Raw genomic sequence first — 17,479 nt, forward strand, 5'->3', positions numbered from 1 at the left:
GTCAACCGGTAGCCTCTAGTCATGCCTTCGAAGCCCAGCACCCGGATCGCCGAGCCTCTGCTCGGCGGTCCGGAGGGCATTCATCTCGCATCGGCGGGGGCACAGTTCCGTCGCGGCCAGGCCTATATCTTCGCCGCAGTCCTCGGCCTGACGACGTTCCTCGCCCTCGCTCTGCAGGGCCCCTGCCTGAGCTCGGACTATGAACAGCCGTCCGCCTCGGCGAGGATGTGCGCAGGACCGCTGTCCACGGCATTCCTCGGTCATACCAACCCCGAAGAGGCACTGGGACGCTCGCAGGGCGGGGTGGCGGGACTGTCCGCGATCGACGCTCGTTTCGTCCAACTGCTGAAGCTCATGACCGACGAGGTGTCGGTCTTCATGGCGATCGTCCTCGTTCTCAACGTCCTCGCCTTCGCAGCTCTCGGCGTCGCACTGCTCGTCCTCGCCAGGGAGCGCGCGTGGCTGATCGCGGCCTTCGCCTCCCCCGTCATCCTCTTCACCTTGGGCTCGACCCTCGACCCGGTGGCCCTGGCACTGAGCGTCTGGGCCATGGCGCTCTTCGTCGGTTCACCGCCCATCGCCTCGCGCCCGTGGTTGGCCGGAGTCCTCCTCGGCATCGCCATTTTCGTCAACCCGCTCGCCCTGCTGGTCCTTCTCGCACTCAGTCTGGCCGGACGGCACCCGGCACAGAGGCTGCGCCCCACGGATCCGCGGATGATGCTCGCGGCCGCCACAATCACCTCGGCGATCATCCTCGTCATCGACACCAGCGCCGTCGACCGGGTCGTGCACTGGCTCTCCGACGCCGTCGACGGCGGCTCCTTCGCCTCGATTCTCGTCATGGCCCGCCTCGGAACCGCCGAGGTGTGGGCTCCGGTGTGGATCATCGCCGGCGCCGGGGTCATCGCTGCGGTCACGATCTCGCTGCACATGGTGCGCAGGAGCGGCCTCGACCCCGCCGTGGCGTCCTGCCTGCTGATCGGCGGCTGTCTGCTGCTGGCACCGGGACTGATGCCCTGGGACAGCCTGTGGGTCCCGCCGTTCCTCGTCCTCGCCGTGCGCCGTTGGTGGGTGCTCGCCATCTGGGCCCTGGCCGAAACCGCGTTCGCCATCGCGATCCAACTCGGCGACGTGGCCGGAATCGAGCCGGACAAGGGCCTCGACCCGGTGTTCGTCGCGCTTCTGACCCTCCTGCGACTGCTCACCCTGATCGCCGTCGTCATCTGCGCCGGTGAGAATCTGTACCGACGACGGGTCCGCGGGCGGCTGATCACGGTGGAACCACCTCGGCGAGGGCACGACGTTGACGCCACGGACGACGGCGGTTCGGACGACGGCGGTTCGGGCGATGGCGGTTCGGACGAGGGCGACGGCGGCTCGGGCGACGATGCGGACGTTGCCGACTCGACGGTCAGTGGCCGAGGGCACCGGAATTCGACATGACACCGCACGTGCGCTTGAACTAGACTGTGTAGGTCTGTTCCCATTTCACGACAATCGTGGGAGACGGAACCGACATGCATATACCCTCCTGCCATGGAACGACCATGGCCGCGAAGACCAGAGGAGGTGGGTGACACATGCGTCATTACGAGCTCATGCTCATTCTTGACAACGAACTCGAAGAGCGGACGTTGGCTGACACCGTGGACAAGCTGATCAAGGTTGTCCCGGCTGAGAACGGAACCGTCGACAACGTGGACATCTGGGGACGCAGGCGCTTCGCCTACGACATCCAGAAGAAGTCCGAAGGCTACTACGTCGTGATTAATTTCCACGCCGAGCCTGCAACGACCAAGGAACTCGATCGCCAGCTCGGACTCAACGAGTCCGTCCTGCGCACAAAGATCCTCCGCCCAGACGCCAAGTAAGCGTCAAGCACCTCGTTTCAAGGAGCATTCTATGGCAGGCGAAACAGTCATCACGGTAGTCGGGAACCTGACAAGCGATCCCGAACTGCGTTTCACACCCAACGGTGCTGCGGTCGCGAACTTCACGGTGGCTTCGACGCCGCGTATGTTCGACCGTCAGACCAATGAGTTCAAGGACGGGGAAACCCTGTTCCTTCGCTGCTCGGTGTGGCGTGACATGGGCGAGAACGTAGCCGAATCCTTGCAGCGCGGTACTCGGGTCGTCGTACAGGGCCGCCTCAAGTCGCGGACCTTCGAAACCAAAGAGGGCGAGAAGCGCACCGTCATGGAACTGGACGTCGACGAAGTCGGCCCCAGCCTGCGACGCGCCACCGCTCAGGTGACGAAGAACGAACGCAGCGGAGGCGGATTCTCCGGCGGCGGTAACTTCGGCGGACAGCAGGGCGGAGGCCCCCAACAGGGTGGTTTCGGCCAGCAGCAGTCCTCCGGCTGGGGCAACAACCCGCAGCAGGGCGGTCCCCCACAGGGCGGTCAGCGCCAGGGAGGTTACGGCCAGGGCAACAACGCACCGGCGAACGACCCGTGGGCATCATCGAGTCCACAGGGCGGCAACGGCGGCTGGGGCAACCCGGGCGCCGATGAACCACCGTTCTAAACACGTTCAAGACATTTCGTAAATCAGGAGATACTCATGGCCAAGCCAGAGATCCGGAAGCCGATCAAGAAGAAGGCTAATCCGCTCAAGAAGGGCGAAGCGGCGAAGATCCACTACAAGGACACCGCTACGCTCCGCAAGTTCATTTCCGACCGCGGCAAGATCCGTGCCCGTCGCGTCACCGGCGTGACCGTGCAGGAACAGCGCGTCATCGCAAAGGCCGTCAAGAACGCCCGCGAGATGGCACTTCTGCCCTACTCGAGCACCGCTCGCTGATCGGAGGGAGAGAACATGCCTAACCGCAAAGTTATTCTGAACCAGGAAGTTGATGGTCTGGGAGCCGCCGGCGACATCGTCGAGGTTCGCGCCGGATACGCACGCAACCTGCTCGTGCCCCGTGGCTGGGCATCCGCATGGTCCGCCGGTGCTGAGAAGCACGTCCTTGCTCTCCGCAAGGCTCGTCAGGCCAAGCAGATCGCCGATCACGACGAGGCAGTCCAGGTGAAGACTCAGCTGGAGTCGACCAGTGCTCGCATCGAGCTCAAGGCTGGTAAGAACGGTCGCCTCTTCGGCGCCGTGACCCCGACACTCGTCGCCGAAGCGCTGCACACCGCAACCGGACACGACTTCGATCGTCGTCAGATTGCACTGGCCGCTCACGTCAAGACGCCCGGCAGCTACACCGCTACTGTGCGCCTCAACGACGAGATCACCGCGAACGCCAAGTTCGAGGTCGTCGGCAAGGCCTGATCCACTCGATCGGCTCTGTGTGACACAGCGCCGAGGTGACACTTTTCGAAGTGTCACCTCGGCGCTTCTGTTTTGTGGCGCGGGGGCTGTGCAACCGGGAACCACATCAGATTGCGGAACAGTACACGGGTTGCAATCTGTCTACTGTTCCGCAACGTGATCGGTGCCGAGCGATTTCCTCAGAACAGGATTCGTTCCGGGGGCGGGAACTCCGAGTACACGTGTTCCACATCCGTCGGGGCCAATTCGAGGTAGCTGGGGCTGTCGTCGTCGATGAAGAGCAGCAGCATGCACTCCTCGACCGTCGCGTCGAGAATGATTCGGCTCGAGTAGTCGCCGACTCCCCCGGTGTCGTCTCTGTCGACATCATCGACGCGAGTCATCGGCTTCATCCCGATCGACGGGCAGCGTCCGCAGTCGCAGGGATTGGTCACGACCGCCTCGGCGAGGTGTGCCTCCCACGTCAGACGCTGTTGGGGCGTGATCGGGGCCCGCGGCTCCCAGGCTTCCTCCTGCCGGTCGGTGAACCTGGCACGGTCTTCCTCATCAGGCGAGGTTCCAGCGTGGCGGATCAGCGCCAGCGCGACCTCCTTCTCCCGTGGAGTCAGCGGCCAGTACATGGCCTCAGGATACCAATAACGGCGCGGTCCGGAGCTGCTCAGCGCTGCCCGTAGTGCCGACGCACGAAGAAGAGGCCGATGAGCGAGAGCACGGCGATCGCCATGTAGTAGACGCTCGGCGAGTTGAGTGAGCCGGTGATGTCGAGGAGCCAGGTGAGCACCAGCGGGGCGATGCCGCCGAGCAGCGTGACGCCGAGGTTGTAGGCTGTCGACAGTCCCGTGCCCCTGATCTCGGCGGGGAACAGCGTCGAGAGCATGCCCGGCAGCGGGGCGAAGTAGAACGCCATGATCACGCCGAGGACGGCGATGACGAAGATGAACGCGGCAACGCTGCGCTGGGTGACGATGAGCTGGAACAGCGGCCATGCGAGCACCAGGGCGGCGACCGCGGCAAAGGTCATGACCCGCACCGGACCGAAGCGGTCTGCCAGTCTGCCGACCAGCGGGGAACCGATGAGACAGATGAGGCCTGCGAGAACACCGCCGAGGTAGGCCGCCGTCGGGGAGATGCCCAGATTGGACGTGGCGAAGGTCGGCATGAACAGGATCATGTACACGGAGATCGTGGCGACGCCGACCGACGCCGAGGCTGCGAGGATGCGGCCCCAATGGTGGGCGAAGAGCGTGAGCAGAGGCGACTTCGCGGGCGGACGGGAAGTGAACTCCTCGGTCTCGTCGAGCTTCGAGCGGATGTAGAGGCCCACGGGCCCGACGAGCAGCCCGATGAGGAAGGGGACTCTCCAACCCCAGGAGTGGAGCGCCTCATCTGTCAGGTAGGTGTTGAGCGCGAAGCCGAACGCCGAGGCGAGAGCCATCGAGGCTCCCTGGCTCGCGATCTGCCAGGAAGCGTAGTACATCTTCCGGTGCGGGGCCGTCTCGACGAGGAAGGTGGTAGCGGTGCCGAACTCTCCACCCGCTGAGAATCCCTGCAGGAGTCGGGAGGCGAGGATGATCAGCGAGCCCCAGATCCCGATCTGGGAATAGGTGGGTGCGGTCGCCATGAGCAGGGTGCCCAGCATCATGAGGAACAGGGTCAGCGTCAGTGCGGGCTTCCGTCCGTGCCGGTCGGCGAACCGGCCGAGGACGAGGCCGCCGATGGGTCGGACCAGGTAGGAGATCGCGAAGGTGGCGAAGGTGAGGATGAGCGAGAAGACCGGGTCGCCTTCGGGGTAGAAGATCTCGGAGATCACGACCGCGAACGAGGCGAAGACGATGATGTCGAACCACTCGAGTGCTGCACCGATCGAGCTGGAGACGACCGCCTTCCGCGCGGCGATCAGGCGTTCCGGAGTTGCCTCGATCACGGGTGGTGGGGGCGAATTCGGTGTGGAGGAGCTCATGTCAGATGCCGTCTTCTGCGGTGGAGGTCGTGGTGGACGCCGACGGTGCAGCGGGTGTTCCGGCTGTCCCGCTGAGGTCGGTGATGAGGTTGTCGATGAACGATTCGCAGGCCGCGATCTGTTCGAGCTCGATGAACTCATCGGGGGCGTGTGCCTGGGCGATGTCTCCGGGCCCGCAGACGACGGTGGGGATGCCCGCATTGGTGAACAGGCCCGCCTCGGTGCCGTAGGTGACCTTGTCGTCGGTCGCGACTGCGCCCCACCCTGCGGCGAGGGAGACGATGTCGGCATCGGCCGGAGTCTCGCATCCGGGAGCAGCGGCCTCGACGGTGAAGTCGACGCCCGCGGAGGCGTTGAAGGAACGCATCTGCATCCCAAGACGGTCGGCCTCGGCGCGGAACCGTGCGATGAGAGCCTTCTGGTCGACGGAGCCCAGGGACCGGAACTCGAACTGCACGCTCGCCTCGGCGGGAATCGTGTTGACGGCGATGCCGCCGGAGATGGTGTTGGCCGTGACGGTCGTGAAGGGCACGACATAGTTCTCGTCGAAGGGGCCTTCCTCCCTGAACTCGGCGGCGACGGCATGGACGAAGGCAACGAACTCGGCGGCGTAGGCGATCGAGTTCACGCCCTCGGGGGTCAGCGAGGAGTGCGCTGCGATGCCGTGGAAATCGACGCGGAAGACGTTCATCGACTTGTGGCCGCGGATCGCGCGCATGCTCGAGGGCTCACCGACGATGCACCCGCGGGGAGCCAGGCCCGCCTCGGTGATGGTGTCGACGAGGTCGATGGCACCGACGCAGCCGATCTCCTCGTCATAGGAGAAGGCCAGGTGGATGGGCTCTGTGAGATTTGCGGCTGTGAGTTCGGGCAGCTTGGCGAGGATGACGCCGATGAAGGACTTCATGTCCGCGCTGCCGCGCGCGTAGAGCTTGCCGTCACGGATCTGAGGGGCGAAGGGATCGCTCGACCAGTCCTGACCGTCGACGGGCACCACGTCGGTGTGCCCGGAAAGGACGATTCCTCCTGTGGTCGAACCGTCGGCGGCAGGCAGTGTGGCCAGCAGGTTCGCCTTGGTGCCATCGGCGTTGGGTATGCGCCGGGGCCGAATGCCGACAGCGGTGAAGCGTTCCTCGACGTGGTCGATGAGCGGGAGATTCGTGCCCCGGCTCGTGGTGTCGAAGGTGATGAGATCGTTGATCTCGGCGATGGTGGCCTCGGCCGGTTGTGCTGGCACGGCTGCTCCTGACTGTACGGGGATGAACCGTCCGGTCAGCCTGCGGCGGAAACCTGGTCGGGTCCCCTCCGTGCGGGACAGCGGTGACCAGACCCCGAAACACTACGCCCGAAATGTCAGTGCGATCAGCTGCTCTCGCCATTCGAGACCGGCGGTGCCCGACACTGTGGGCTCCCAGCCGCAGGGGCTCTCAGCCGCAGGGACTCTCAGCCGCAGGGGCGAGGCCAGCAGCAGGGGCTCTCAGCCGCAGGGGCGAGGCCAGTGGTCGGCGCATCCGTGAACCACACCGAGTTGCAGGGAGCAGAATGTCGGTTTGAGCGCGCGAAATCGACGTTCTGTTACCTGCGAATCCCTATGAACCCCTACGGATCCTCCGAAGCACCCGTCGATCCGTCCGAGACAACCGCCGGATACGTGACGCTCCCGTCCTGAGCGACATCGGCACCGGCGCTCAGCATGACGGCAGTGGTCTGGTTCCTGCCCATGATGTGCGTGACCGGGAACTCGCGGGCGAGCAGGTTGTCGGCGATGATGCGCCGGTGGCAGCGCCACCACACGGCCTCGGAGCACATGAGGACACAGCGCTTCTTCGCTCCCCACTCGAGCAATCGACCGAAGTCCTGGCGGAACTCCCCGGTCAGGGTGTGATCGGCATAGTTGTGGAAGCTGCGGTTCTTCCACCACCCGTTGACCGCGAAGTCGATGTCATGGTTCACAGGGCGCCGGCCGGTCAGCCCTTCGAGACGCTGGAGCTCGATGCCCGACTCGGCCAGGTCGTCGACGAGAGCATCCGCATTGAACTGGGGATTCCGATCGGATCCGGGAAGCTTGCGGACGTCCACGACCACCTCGGCGGCATTGTCGGTCAGGAGGTGCATGAACTCCTCGAGGGAATGGTTCGAATGTCCGATGGTGAAAAACTGCGAAGCGCTCACTGGGTGCTGATCCGGTGGAGCGCAGATCCCTTGTGTGCGGCGATGTGATCGGTCTTGTCACTCTTGATCTCGTACTGCGGCTCATCCTTCGAGGCGCGACGATTGTGGCCCTTGTATTCGAAGTCAGAGGTGTGGACCTTCGTGATCGTGCCCGAGACCTCGCCGGCCTCCGAATTCCAGCCGACGTGGTCGCCGACGCGGAAATTGTCCGCCATGTCATCCTCCTCGCATCGTCGAATGTTCCTCCTTCCCATACAAGCACGTTGCAGACTCCGGCGACAGGGCAGTCCTTCGAGCAACGGAGGGCTCAACGGCCGAACCCCTCCACGAATCTGCGCTCGATACGGGTTCGCAGCCTCACCACAGCCTGCCGATGCCTGTCCGGACCGAAGACTTCGCTAAAGTCGGTGACAGGTGACGAAGGGGGAACGATGTCGATCGAGAAAGCACCATCCGTGCCGCGCTTCGGCGGTCCGAGCGAACTGACGCCGGAGGATCAGGAGCGGGCGCGGGGTCTGCGCAAGATGCGGACGCTGGCACTGTCGCTGCTCATCCTCGCCACCCTCATCTTCCTCTCGACGCACATCTTCACGGACAACACCGGGATCTGGGGCTTCGTCTCCCGCGCCTCGGAGGCCGCGATGATCGGTGCGATCGCCGACTGGTTCGCCGTCACCGCGCTCTTCCGCCACCCGCTGGGCCTGCCGATCCCGCACACCGCGATCATCCCGCGCAAAAAGGACACCCTGGGCGCGAGCCTGTCCGCGTTCGTCGCCGCGAATTTCCTCCACGCCGAGGCGGTGTCGACGAAGATCCGATCCGCCGAGGTGTCCCACCGTGCCGGGCGGTGGCTGGGTAAGTCGGCCAGTCGTGACCTCGTCGTCGACCGTGCCGCAGGTGGACTCGAATACGTGCTCGCCCGCATCGATGACGATTCCGTGGTCGCGCTGACCCGGAACGTCATCATTCCGCGTCTCGTCGCGACACGGAAGACACCCGTGCTGGCACAGCTGCTGCGCCAGATCGTCCTCGACGGCGCCCACCACAAACTCGTCGACCTCATCGTCGCCGAGGCGTACTCATGGTTGAGCGACAATCCTCAGGTCATCGATGAGATCGTCCACAACCGGTCACCCTCCTGGGTCCCCGACTTCGTCAACGAACAGCTGGCCAACCGACTGCAGCGAGAAGTCCTCGGCTGGGTCGCGGATGTGCGCGACAACGAATACCACAAGGCGCGTCAGGCCCTCGACGCCTGGCTCGTCGACCTCTCCGACGACCTCAACGCGGACACACCGTTGTCGGAGAAGGCAGAGGTCATCCTCAACGACCTGCTCAGCCAGCCGGGAGTCGTCGACTCCGTGCTCGAGATCTGGAGCAGCCTCAAGCAGCTCCTGCGCCAGGCGATCGTCGACCCCGAGGGCGAGGTGCGCGGACGCATCTCCGAACTCATCGGGGAATTCGCCGAGCGTCTCCAGACCGACTCGGAGTTCGCCGCCAAGATCGATGATCGCATCGCGAGGACCGCAGGAGACCTTGCGGAGAGCTTCGGCCCCGAGATCGCCAGCGTCATCTCCGACACGATCGAACGCTGGGATGCGAAGGAAGCCGCCGAGAGGATCGAACTCTACGTCGGCCGGGATCTGCAGTACATCCGCATCAACGGAACAGTCATCGGTGCTCTGGTCGGCCTCGTCATCCACACGATCATCGTGCTGCTGCCCGGGTGACGGGCCCGGCCATAAGTATCAGGCTATCAATTCGAGGTCGAGTCCACGGGGGCGCACAGCGCCGGGAGCAGATTCGTCACCTGTGCTCTGATCCAGTCGACGGCACCTGAGCGGTCGGCGAGGAAATCGCGCAGAGTGCCCTCGAAGATGCCGTCGAACATTGAATAGGCGGCACGCGATTCGACTATCGGGCGGCTGTCACTGAGGTCCGCATAGCGGGAGACGACGCGCCAGATCATGTCCTCGAGACCACGATCGATGTCGTACACATCCTCGCGCAGCTCCTCCTGGAACATGCTCTGGGAGCGCAGGTCGTACCAGAGGCGATGCATCGACGGCTCTCCCATCAGTGTCTCCACCAGTTTGTCCGCGAATCCGGTGAGCAGCTCATCTGCCGTGGTGGAGGCCTCCACCACCGAATCGTAACGGTGCATGCACTGCGTCTTGTAGTGCCGGACGCAGTAGACGATGAGTTCGGTCTTGTCGCGGAAGTAGTAATGGACCACGCCGTGGCTGAACTCGGAGTTCGCGGCGATGTCGCGCAGGCTCGTTCGGGCATAACCCAGCTCGCCGAGGGTCTTCAACGCGGACTCTGCGAGCTTGATCCGACGCTCGTCGTAACTGCCCGTTCCCCGTCTGCTCCGGGCAGGATTGCGCTGTGCCTGAGTGGTTGCCACAACTTGATGGTATCCGCAGGGCTTTGTTTGTTCAATGGTCTGGACAGTTGGTCTTGACACTTGTCAAGAATGAATGTGACGCTTATCTCACCCATGAATCGCTGGCAAAGGAGCCGAACATGTCAACACACGATCTGACCGGGCGTCGAGCGTTGGTCACAGGTGGAGCTCAGGGTCTGGGCGAGTCGTACGCCCATGCACTCGCCGCTGCAGGAGCCAAGGTCGCCATCGCTGATCTGCAGGAGCGCGGCGCCGAGGTCGCTTCGGAGCTGGGCGAGGGCCACCATTTCGTCGAGCTGGATGTGACCGACGATGCTTCGTGGCAGGCGGCGATCGACTCGACGGTCGGTGCACTGGGCGGGTTGGACATCGTCATCAACAACGCCGGTCTGGAGATCACCAGTCTGATCGCCGATATCGACCCTGCTGATGCCAAGAAGATGCTCGACGTCAATGTGCTCGGAACGGTCCTCGGTCTCAAACACGGTCTGCGGGCGATGCGGCCCGGCGGAGCCGCTGAAGGCGGAGGAACGATCATCAACGTGGCATCGGTCGCGGCCACGATCGCCTTCCCCGGGATCTCGGTCTACTCCGCGACGAAATCAGCGATCGACCGATTGACCCGAGTCGCCGCTATGGAGAGCGGAAAGCTCGGATACGGGGTTCGGGTCAATTGCATCTTCCCCGGTCTGGTGCCCAACGCGATGGGTGCGGGCCTGGCCAACGACGTATCGGAACTCGGATTGTTCGAAAGCCCGGAAGCCGCCGTTGCCGCGGTCGTCGATCTGACCCCTTCGGGGCGTCTGGGAGAAGAGAAGGACATCACAGACGCACTCATGTTCCTGGCCTCCGATGAGTCGCGATTCGTCAACGGAGCCGCCCTGCAGGTCGATGGCGGCATGGGTATGTGACGTCCGCCCGAGACGACAGTCCCACCGCTTCGATCCCTCATCCACATCCCAACAAGAGCACACGTCAGCACACGATCCACATATCTGACCACCATTTACTCAAAGGAGACAATGATGCCCGAGCAGAAGAAGCCCGTCGTCGTATACGGGGCGAGTGGTTACACAGGACGAATCGTCTGTGAGTATCTGCGCCAGTACGGCGTCCCATTCATCGCCGCCGGACGAAATGAGCAGCGCCTGCAGGAGTCGATGGACACCAATGTTCCCGGAATCGAGACTGCGGACTATGAGGTCAAGGCCGTCGACAACGAGATCGGAGCACTCACGGAGCTCTTCTCCGGCGCCGAGGTCGTCATCAATACCGTCGGTCCGTTCAGCAAGTACGGTCCCACGGTCGTCGAAGCCGCCCTGGCCGCGGGCGCCCACTATTCCGATACCGCGGGCGAACAGGACTGGCTGATCACCTGCCAGGAGCAGTACGGTCAGCGGTTCGCCGACAAGAATCGTCTGCTCTCACCGGGTTTGGCACAGATGTATACGATCGGAGAGATCGCGGCCAATCTGTGCCTCGAGAAGCCGGGGCTCGACACCCTGGACATCGCCGTGTTCTGGGGCGGAAGCCCGACGATCGCGTCGACGCAGACGATCCTCGTCAACGCCGCGACCTCGAAGGCCTACTACCTCGACCGCAATGCCTACAGCGAATTCGATCCGAACGAGGGGCTGGTCCCACTCGTCGTTCCCGGCCAGCATGAATTGGCACAGTCCCTTCCCTGGGGCGGAACCAGCCACCCGGTCTGGTTCAAGAACGACCCGCGCGTTGCCAACGTCAAGGCTCAGGGCGGCGTGTTCAACACGGCTCTGATGCGCGGAGTTCCGGTCATCGTGGCCAATGCGCTCGAACAGACCAAGGACATGTCCGATGAAGAACGCGACAAGGTACTCACCGAGACTGCGGCTCAGGTCATGAGTGAGATGCCGCCCAGGGAGAACCCGCTGGTGAACAAGTCACTCGACTCGGTCCACGCCAGTGGACCCCTGGGGCGGGCACATTGCGTCATCCACGGCAACAGCAACTATCAGCAGACCGGACTGCTGCAGGCCTACTTCGCTTATCACCTGATCCAGCAGGCACCTCGGCGGGTTGGATTCGCCTCAGGCTGTCAGGCACTCGGACACGAAGCACTTCTCGGTGTGCTGAAGGAATTCGGGCTGGTTGCCGAACCGGTGCTCACGGTCCAGAACTGAGGATGAAGATCTGATTGCCGAGAACTGACGAGAAGGAACGATGATGAGACTCTCCGACTTCCTTGACAAGGGCGCTTCCATCGACCCGAAGGCTCCATGCCTGACCACCGATGGGGCGACCCTGAGCTACGAACAGGTGCAGTCGCTGTCTGCCGAGATAGCAGCGGCGCTCGCCGCCCGGCGGGTGCAGCCGGGGGACAAGGTCGCCATCATCTCCGGCAATGATCCGACGGCTTTCACCTGCGTCTTCGGAATCAGCCGGATCGGTGCCGTGTGGTGTCCGATCAATCCTCGCAACGAGGCCTCGGAGAACCGTGAGCTGCTGGAGCTCTCAGACTGCAAAGTCGTGATCTTCGCGAATGCCTACACGGAGCTGGTCGACCGAATCCGAGCCGATCTGCCGATGGTCCACACCTGGGTATGTCTTGATGCCGAGCCCGAGGGCTCCTTCGGCTGGGACGAGTTCCTCGGCGCTGGTGAGTATCGGCCAGCCTCGGATATGCCGGTGGGTGATCTGGCGATGGTCGTCGGCACCGGTGGCACGACCGGGCGGCCCAAAGGGGTGATGCTGTCGAATCGGAATCTCGAGACGATGACTGCGTTGACCTTGATGTCCTATCCGTTCGCGAAGAGGCCGGTGTATCTCGCGATGGCACCGCTGACGCACGCCGCGGGGGTCCTGTGCTTTCCGATCCTGTCCCTCGGTGGGGAGATCGTCATCATGCGCGGTGCCGACGTCGGAGCGTTCCTGGCCAACGTCGAAGAGCACGGGGTGACACACTCGTTCCTGCCACCGACGATCGTGTATATGATCCTCGCCGAGCCGGGCCTCGACTCCACGGATCTCAGCTCCCTCGAATGCCTATGGTACGGGGCGGCGCCCATGTCGCCGGTGCGGTTGGAGGAGGCGATCGAGAGGATCGGACCGGTCATGGCCCAGCTGTTCGGACAGACAGAGGCACCCATGATGATTTCGACGATGGCACCTCAGGATCACTTCCTGCCCGACGGATCCTTGGCCAAGGGGCGTCTGAGTTCGGCTGGGCGACCCTCCCCGCTGTGCACGGTGGAGGTGATGTCTCCGGACGGAGAGATCCTGCCCAGAGGCGAACGCGGCGAGATCGTTGTTCGTGGATCCCTCGTCATGGAGGGCTACTACAAGGATCCAGGAGCGAGCGATGAGGCGACGCGATTCGGTTGGCATCACACCGGTGACATCGGATACCTCGACGAGGACAACTACCTCTTCGTCGTCGATCGGGCCAAGGACATGATCATCACCGGAGGGTTCAACGTCTACTCCACCGAGGTGGAACAGGCATTGCTGTCCCATCCCGATGTGCAGGACTGCGCGGTCATCGGGCTGCCCGACGAGCACTGGGGTGAGATGGTCACCGCTGTGGTCCAGCTTCGCCGAGGCGGTGAGGTGACGATGGAGGATCTGCGTGCTCATGTGAAAGCACGAGTCGGCGGCATCAAGACTCCGAAGCGGATCGACGCCTGGAGTGATCTTCCCAGGTCCAAGGTCGGCAAGGTTCTCAAAGGTGATATCCGCCATGAACTGGTCGATGGCGGAACTGCCGGCTCGAGTTCTTGAAGCGGTCGGCACACAGCGGTCCCGGGTACGCTCACCCCGTTCGCACGAACTGCTCCGCAAGCTGATCAGCGATGCTGCGAGGTTCTCGTCCGAGAAGGCGGGACAGTGTGAGGTCGGGCTGTGCGAAGTGACCGCTTCGCGTTGCTTGGAACATCGCCAGAGTGAAGCGCGCTGCGGTCTCCGGGACCCCGGTAGCCATCTCTCCGGCGACCCATTTCTCATCGTCGACTACGATGCGTTCGACGCAGCGGCCCGACAGTTCGGAAGCCTGTTCGGCGAAGTCGGCGAGAGTCACCGATGTAGGCGGCGTGAGATCGACTGGACCGTCGAACGACTCATCACCTGTGAGTATCGTCGCAGCCGCTTCGCCGGCATCGCGCCGATCGACCCATGCGAACGGGCCATCCGCTGGCATGGCGATCGTGCCCGTTGCCTGCCAGGGCCCGAGCAGCTGACCGAGGTCCCCATAGAATCCGTTGCGCAGTGCCGTCCATGCCACGCCCGATTCCGCCAGGTACTGCTCTGCAGCAGCGTTGATCGCCAGAGGCGGATAGGGCGTGTTGAACCCTGTCCCGTGAGAGCTCGTGTACAAGATCCGTTGGGCCCCGGCCTCGACTGCAGCGTCGATGGCTGTCCTGTGCTGAGAGTTGACATCGGCGGTGACGTCGCTCGAGGAGACGAGAAGCACCTGCTCAGCATCGGCGAACGAGTGTCTCAGTGCGGCAGGATCGTCGTAGCTTCCCTGTCTGACGCGAACTCCTCGGTCAGCCAGTTGCTGTGCGTGTTCGGGGTTACGGACGCTGACGCCGATGTCGCCCGGGGGAAGCTGGTCGAGGAGATGTTCCACAGTGGCCCCGTTGAGGGCTCCCGTCGCTCCGGTCACGATGATCATGGTGATGGCCTTTCGCTGAAGTCCGGTCAGATGACCGGCGGTGATCGAGGACACGTCCTTTAAGTTGACTCATTTGGTCAATTTAGTCCCGATATCCAGCCTGCGGTAAACTGACCAGGTAAGTCAAGTTATGATCGAACTGAGAGAGGCGGAGGATGGGCGGTAGGAAATCCGGATCGACGCTGCGCATGGATGCCCGCCGGAATGTCGAGCGCATCCGCGCCGCCGCGATCGATGTGTTTCGCGTCGAGGGACTTGCTGCACCGCTGGAGAACATCGCCGATGCCGCCGAGGTGAGCAAGGCGACGATCTTCAACAGGTTCGGCGGGCGAATCGGGTTGATCGATGCCGTCATCGACGAAGTCGTCGCGACCCAGCTGACGGACATCATCGATGACGCTCGTTCCGTGTGCGGCGTCGGAGAGCGGATCCGATTCTACGTCGGTGCCATCCGAGATCTTCAGTACCGACTGCCGGCGGTCAATGACGTCCTCCTGCAGGCGTTCCCCGACTCGGAGCCGCTCATGGAACTCTGTCGCACTGGGGGAGGTTTCCACGATCAACTGGTCGAGGAGGGACGGGCGACGGGTGCTCTTTCCGAAGGGGTCACTTCGGACGACTTCCAGGCGATGGCCGTCGACAACTCACTTGCCCTCAAATTTGGAATTCGCCCCTCCAGGGCCGATTACGATCGGCGAACTGGGTTTGTTCTCGACGGAATCTGCCGGTCAGGTCAGAGCTGAGGGTCCCAATCCCTTTCTCGTGGATGAGCTGGCTGAGGTTGCCGACGGTGTGGGTGAGGACCTCCATGCCAGGGTGGGGGACGAATGACCCTCCACCCTGGCATGGTCTCTTCCTTTCAGCACAGCTCCATCAGCGCTGCTCCATCAGGTCAGGCCAAACTGAGAGCCTTCTCCCGCACCATGCTCTGGGCAAAGAACTCGGTGAGCTCGGTTCGAGCGCTCAAGGGCAGAATATGGGCAACGTACATGTCCGGACGGACGATGACCAGGGCACCCGAGCGGTCGATGCCGCGGTTTTCGAAGATGTCATTGTCCTCGATCGTGGAGTAGACCTTCTCTTAATCCATCACCTGGAGGCGACCGACCTTCGGCATGAAGAGACGGGGCACCTTGGCCAGATCGACGTCGTGATAGCTCTGCTGATAGATCACCTTGGCATCGAAAACGCTGTCGACATCGGTGTTCGCCGGTGTGAAGAGATTGACCGGCGAGTCTTCCGAATCCTCCAGCCAGGAGGCAAGGTCGGCCACCGCGGTTCCATCGGCGTCGGCGAATGCATAGAGCCGCCAGCGTCCGTCGGCCCGGAAGTGGTGGCCGACGTGGACCGTGTTCGTATCGGCGACTCGAGACGCCGGCGCGGATTTGAAGCGCATGCCGAGGGGGAAGCCCTGCGCCAGATCCTGCTGTGCGTCGCCGCCGACGAGCCGGGACGGGAGGTACTTCGTGTCGAATCCGCCGGGAAAGTTGGCGGTGTCGACGAAGAAGTCGACGATCTCCTGGGGGCTCTCCATCTCTTCGGGACTCCTGGACATCATGGCCGACCACTCTTTGTCGTAGTCGATGAGCTTCTGGGCCACATCCTGGCGCTCGTCGTTATAGGTCTGCAGCAGGGACTCGTCGCTGCGACCTTCGAGCACTTGTCCCAGCTTCCAGGCAAGGTTCCAGCCGTCCTGGATGGAGACGTTCATGCCCTGGCCCGCCTTGGCGCTATGGGTATGGCAAGCGTCACCGGCGATGAAGACCCGCGGGTTCAGATCCGGATTGTTCTGAGCGGCGACATCGTCGAAACTCTGAGCGACGGTGTGACGGACCTCGTAGATGCTGAACCAGGTCACTTCGCGGACGTCGACCGAGTAGGGGTTGAGGATGCGGTTGGCCCGCTCGATCGCTTCTTCTGCTGTGGTGGCCAGAATTCTGTCTCTGGTCTCTGGGGTCGGGCTTTCGAGGGAGACGTAGAAGCGGGTCAGGAATCCGCCCTCACGCGGAATGAGCAGGATGGACCCGTCTTTGTCCGATTGGATCCCACTCCTGGTGCGGAAATCCGGGAAATCGGTATTGGCGAGTATGTCGATGACAGCCCAGGCCTGAGCGGACGGGTCGGAGACGACCTCTACGTCAATGCAGTCGCGTACCTTGCTGCGTGCACCGTCGCAGCCTGTCACGTACTTCGCCCAGACCGTGCGTTTCCTGCCGTGTTCATCCTCGAGATGAACCTCAACCGGATACTCTCCGCTGTCATGGACGGTCAGGTCGAGAAACTCAAAACCGTAGTTGATGTTGATCTTGGCAGGCCCGTTGGCTGCGCGCTCGGCGAAGTAGTCGATGACACGTGCCTGGTTCACCGTCAGGATGGGGAACTCGCTGACATATGACGGAGGATCGGGTGCCCGAGCTCCGCGAGCCACCTCGGTGGGGCAGTCCGGCTTCGGTCCCCAGAAGCTCATCTCCCTCATGTGGCTTGCCTCTTGAGCAATGGCCTCATAGAACTCGAATGCCTGAAACGTCTCACAGCTGCGGGGGAACAGCCCATCTGCCCGGCCGGCCGCGAGGCGACCCGGACGCCGTTCGATGATTCGAGTGTGAACATCGGGATACTCTGTCAGCTGCGCGGCCTGAACTATGCCTGAGGGGCCCGCACCGACAATGAGCACGTCCATCGTGTCGGGAAGCTCTTCGACTCGATCGACGCCAGTGCCCGCCGCTTCTCTGATTCGAGGGTCGCGGCCGACATATCCGTTGTGGTGATACTGCATTCTTAGCTCCTTTGCTGTGTGAATCGGTCCCCAGGCTCGGGGGCGGTTCACATTGAAGGGGTCAAGCCCTCGCTCGATCCTTTTCACTCACTGCATAGTGATCTGTGGCACTTGATGTCCAATGGACATGTTGCGCGCGCTCCACGCGGAAAGCCACTTGAGCCTTCCACTCAACGGAAGTGAATTGCAGGCTCGCCGGATTGACAGTGCCGCCTTCGGTGACCGATATTTCGTTTATGC

Annotated in this window: 17 protein-coding genes and 1 pseudogene; 10 read left to right on the plus strand and 8 right to left on the minus strand. The window is 63.1% G+C overall.

Going from position 1 to position 17,479, the window contains the following annotated elements; genetic code table 11:
- The first annotated feature begins 21 nt into the window (after nt 1–21).
- From BKA07_RS03190 to rplI, 5 genes are all read left to right on the plus strand, one after another.
- Entirely contained in the window at nt 22–1,443 is a 1,422-nt protein-coding gene (locus BKA07_RS03190) for a hypothetical protein (RefSeq protein ID WP_167949618.1), read from the plus strand.
- 137 nt (nt 1,444–1,580) lie between these two features.
- Nucleotides 1,581–1,871 carry a 30S ribosomal protein S6 gene (gene rpsF / locus BKA07_RS03195; protein ID WP_167949619.1) on the plus strand — a complete coding sequence of 97 codons (291 nt, stop codon included), beginning with the start codon at nt 1,581–1,583 and terminating at the stop codon, nt 1,869–1,871.
- Nucleotides 1,872–1,902: 31 nt separating this feature from the next.
- Complete coding sequence (locus BKA07_RS03200) at nt 1,903–2,526, plus strand: single-stranded DNA-binding protein (protein ID WP_167949620.1); 624 nt, start codon at nt 1,903–1,905, stop codon at nt 2,524–2,526.
- 36 nt (nt 2,527–2,562) lie between these two features.
- Complete coding sequence (rpsR, locus tag BKA07_RS03205) at nt 2,563–2,802, plus strand: 30S ribosomal protein S18 (RefSeq protein ID WP_009882767.1); 240 nt, start codon at nt 2,563–2,565, stop codon at nt 2,800–2,802.
- 15 nt (nt 2,803–2,817) lie between these two features.
- Nucleotides 2,818–3,276: a 50S ribosomal protein L9 gene (rplI, locus tag BKA07_RS03210; protein WP_167949621.1), complete on the plus strand. Its 459-nt coding sequence runs from the start codon at nt 2,818–2,820 to the stop codon at nt 3,274–3,276.
- Nucleotides 3,277–3,455: 179 nt separating this feature from the next.
- Here the strand turns inward: rplI and BKA07_RS03215 are convergent, their stop codons facing one another.
- From BKA07_RS03215 to BKA07_RS03235, 5 genes are all read right to left on the minus strand, one after another.
- Nucleotides 3,456–3,896: a hypothetical protein gene (locus tag BKA07_RS03215; protein WP_167949622.1), complete on the minus strand. Its 441-nt coding sequence runs from the start codon at nt 3,894–3,896 to the stop codon at nt 3,456–3,458.
- A 38-nt stretch (nt 3,897–3,934) separates the two neighbouring features.
- Complete coding sequence (locus BKA07_RS03220; RefSeq protein WP_167949623.1) at nt 3,935–5,236, minus strand: MFS transporter; 1,302 nt, start codon at nt 5,234–5,236, stop codon at nt 3,935–3,937.
- Between the two features lies 1 nt (nt 5,237).
- Nucleotides 5,238–6,473: an acetylornithine deacetylase gene (argE, locus tag BKA07_RS03225; protein ID WP_167949624.1), complete on the minus strand. Its 1,236-nt coding sequence runs from the start codon at nt 6,471–6,473 to the stop codon at nt 5,238–5,240.
- A 362-nt stretch (nt 6,474–6,835) separates the two neighbouring features.
- The gene (locus tag BKA07_RS03230) at nt 6,836–7,408 is read right to left on the minus strand and encodes a DUF488 domain-containing protein (RefSeq protein WP_342448976.1); all 573 of its coding nucleotides are present in this window, start codon (nt 7,406–7,408) and stop codon (nt 6,836–6,838) included.
- Nucleotides 7,405–7,623 carry a hypervirulence associated TUDOR domain-containing protein gene (locus BKA07_RS03235; protein WP_167949626.1) on the minus strand — a complete coding sequence of 73 codons (219 nt, stop codon included), beginning with the start codon at nt 7,621–7,623 and terminating at the stop codon, nt 7,405–7,407. The genes BKA07_RS03230 and BKA07_RS03235 overlap by 4 nt, the downstream gene beginning before the upstream one ends.
- A 216-nt stretch (nt 7,624–7,839) precedes the next feature.
- Between BKA07_RS03235 and BKA07_RS03240 the strand changes: the two genes are divergently transcribed.
- Nucleotides 7,840–9,138 (plus strand): DUF445 domain-containing protein, encoded by a 1,299-nt coding sequence (locus BKA07_RS03240; RefSeq protein WP_167949627.1) that lies wholly within the window; start codon nt 7,840–7,842, stop codon nt 9,136–9,138.
- Nucleotides 9,139–9,164: 26 nt separating this feature from the next.
- Here the strand turns inward: BKA07_RS03240 and BKA07_RS03245 are convergent, their stop codons facing one another.
- Nucleotides 9,165–9,815, minus strand: coding sequence for a TetR/AcrR family transcriptional regulator (locus BKA07_RS03245; protein ID WP_342448977.1), 651 nt, complete (start codon nt 9,813–9,815; stop codon nt 9,165–9,167).
- 119 nt (nt 9,816–9,934) lie between these two features.
- Here BKA07_RS03245 and BKA07_RS03250 point away from each other — a divergent pair, with 119 nt between their 5' ends.
- From BKA07_RS03250 to BKA07_RS03260, 3 genes are all read left to right on the plus strand, one after another.
- Entirely contained in the window at nt 9,935–10,726 is a 792-nt protein-coding gene (locus BKA07_RS03250) for an SDR family NAD(P)-dependent oxidoreductase (protein ID WP_167949629.1), read from the plus strand.
- A gap of 114 nt (nt 10,727–10,840) precedes the next feature.
- Nucleotides 10,841–11,974: a DUF5938 domain-containing protein gene (locus BKA07_RS03255; protein ID WP_167949630.1), complete on the plus strand. Its 1,134-nt coding sequence runs from the start codon at nt 10,841–10,843 to the stop codon at nt 11,972–11,974.
- A gap of 43 nt (nt 11,975–12,017) precedes the next feature.
- Complete coding sequence (locus BKA07_RS03260) at nt 12,018–13,571, plus strand: AMP-binding protein (RefSeq protein ID WP_167949631.1); 1,554 nt, start codon at nt 12,018–12,020, stop codon at nt 13,569–13,571.
- Between the two features lie 31 nt (nt 13,572–13,602).
- Here the strand turns inward: BKA07_RS03260 and BKA07_RS03265 are convergent, their stop codons facing one another.
- Nucleotides 13,603–14,517 carry an SDR family oxidoreductase gene (locus tag BKA07_RS03265; RefSeq protein ID WP_342448978.1) on the minus strand — a complete coding sequence of 305 codons (915 nt, stop codon included), beginning with the start codon at nt 14,515–14,517 and terminating at the stop codon, nt 13,603–13,605.
- A 101-nt stretch (nt 14,518–14,618) separates the two neighbouring features.
- Here BKA07_RS03265 and BKA07_RS03270 point away from each other — a divergent pair, with 101 nt between their 5' ends.
- Nucleotides 14,619–15,206, plus strand: a complete 588-nt coding sequence (locus BKA07_RS03270; protein ID WP_167949632.1) for a TetR/AcrR family transcriptional regulator — start codon at nt 14,619–14,621, stop codon at nt 15,204–15,206.
- 149 nt (nt 15,207–15,355) lie between these two features.
- Here the strand turns inward: BKA07_RS03270 and BKA07_RS03275 are convergent.
- A pseudogene (locus BKA07_RS03275) lies at nt 15,356–17,239 on the minus strand (FAD-dependent monooxygenase).
- Between the last annotated feature and the right edge of the window lie 240 nt (nt 17,240–17,479).

The sequence above is a fragment of the Brevibacterium marinum genome (assembly GCF_011927955.1).
Classification (GTDB): Bacteria; Actinomycetota; Actinomycetes; order Actinomycetales; family Brevibacteriaceae; genus Brevibacterium; species Brevibacterium marinum.

Excerpts from the sequence above, each read along its gene's own strand:
- BKA07_RS03255 (WP_167949630.1), top strand. The coding sequence starts at position 10,841 with ATGCCCGAGCAGAAGAAGCCCGTCGTCGTATACGGGGCGAGTGGTTAC.
- BKA07_RS03270 (WP_167949632.1), top strand. The coding sequence starts at position 14,619 with ATGGGCGGTAGGAAATCCGGATCGACGCTGCGCATGGATGCCCGCCGG.
- rpsF (WP_167949619.1), top strand. The coding sequence starts at position 1,581 with ATGCGTCATTACGAGCTCATGCTCATTCTTGACAACGAACTCGAAGAG.
- BKA07_RS03250 (WP_167949629.1), top strand. The coding sequence starts at position 9,935 with ATGTCAACACACGATCTGACCGGGCGTCGAGCGTTGGTCACAGGTGGA.
- BKA07_RS03235 (WP_167949626.1), bottom strand. The coding sequence starts at position 7,623 with ATGGCGGACAATTTCCGCGTCGGCGACCACGTCGGCTGGAATTCGGAG.
- rplI (WP_167949621.1), top strand. The coding sequence starts at position 2,818 with ATGCCTAACCGCAAAGTTATTCTGAACCAGGAAGTTGATGGTCTGGGA.
- BKA07_RS03190 (WP_167949618.1), top strand. The coding sequence starts at position 22 with ATGCCTTCGAAGCCCAGCACCCGGATCGCCGAGCCTCTGCTCGGCGGT.
- BKA07_RS03200 (WP_167949620.1), top strand. The coding sequence starts at position 1,903 with ATGGCAGGCGAAACAGTCATCACGGTAGTCGGGAACCTGACAAGCGAT.
- BKA07_RS03240 (WP_167949627.1), top strand. The coding sequence starts at position 7,840 with ATGTCGATCGAGAAAGCACCATCCGTGCCGCGCTTCGGCGGTCCGAGC.
- rpsR (WP_009882767.1), top strand. The coding sequence starts at position 2,563 with ATGGCCAAGCCAGAGATCCGGAAGCCGATCAAGAAGAAGGCTAATCCG.
- BKA07_RS03220 (WP_167949623.1), bottom strand. The coding sequence starts at position 5,236 with ATGAGCTCCTCCACACCGAATTCGCCCCCACCACCCGTGATCGAGGCA.
- BKA07_RS03215 (WP_167949622.1), bottom strand. The coding sequence starts at position 3,896 with ATGTACTGGCCGCTGACTCCACGGGAGAAGGAGGTCGCGCTGGCGCTG.
- BKA07_RS03260 (WP_167949631.1), top strand. The coding sequence starts at position 12,018 with ATGAGACTCTCCGACTTCCTTGACAAGGGCGCTTCCATCGACCCGAAG.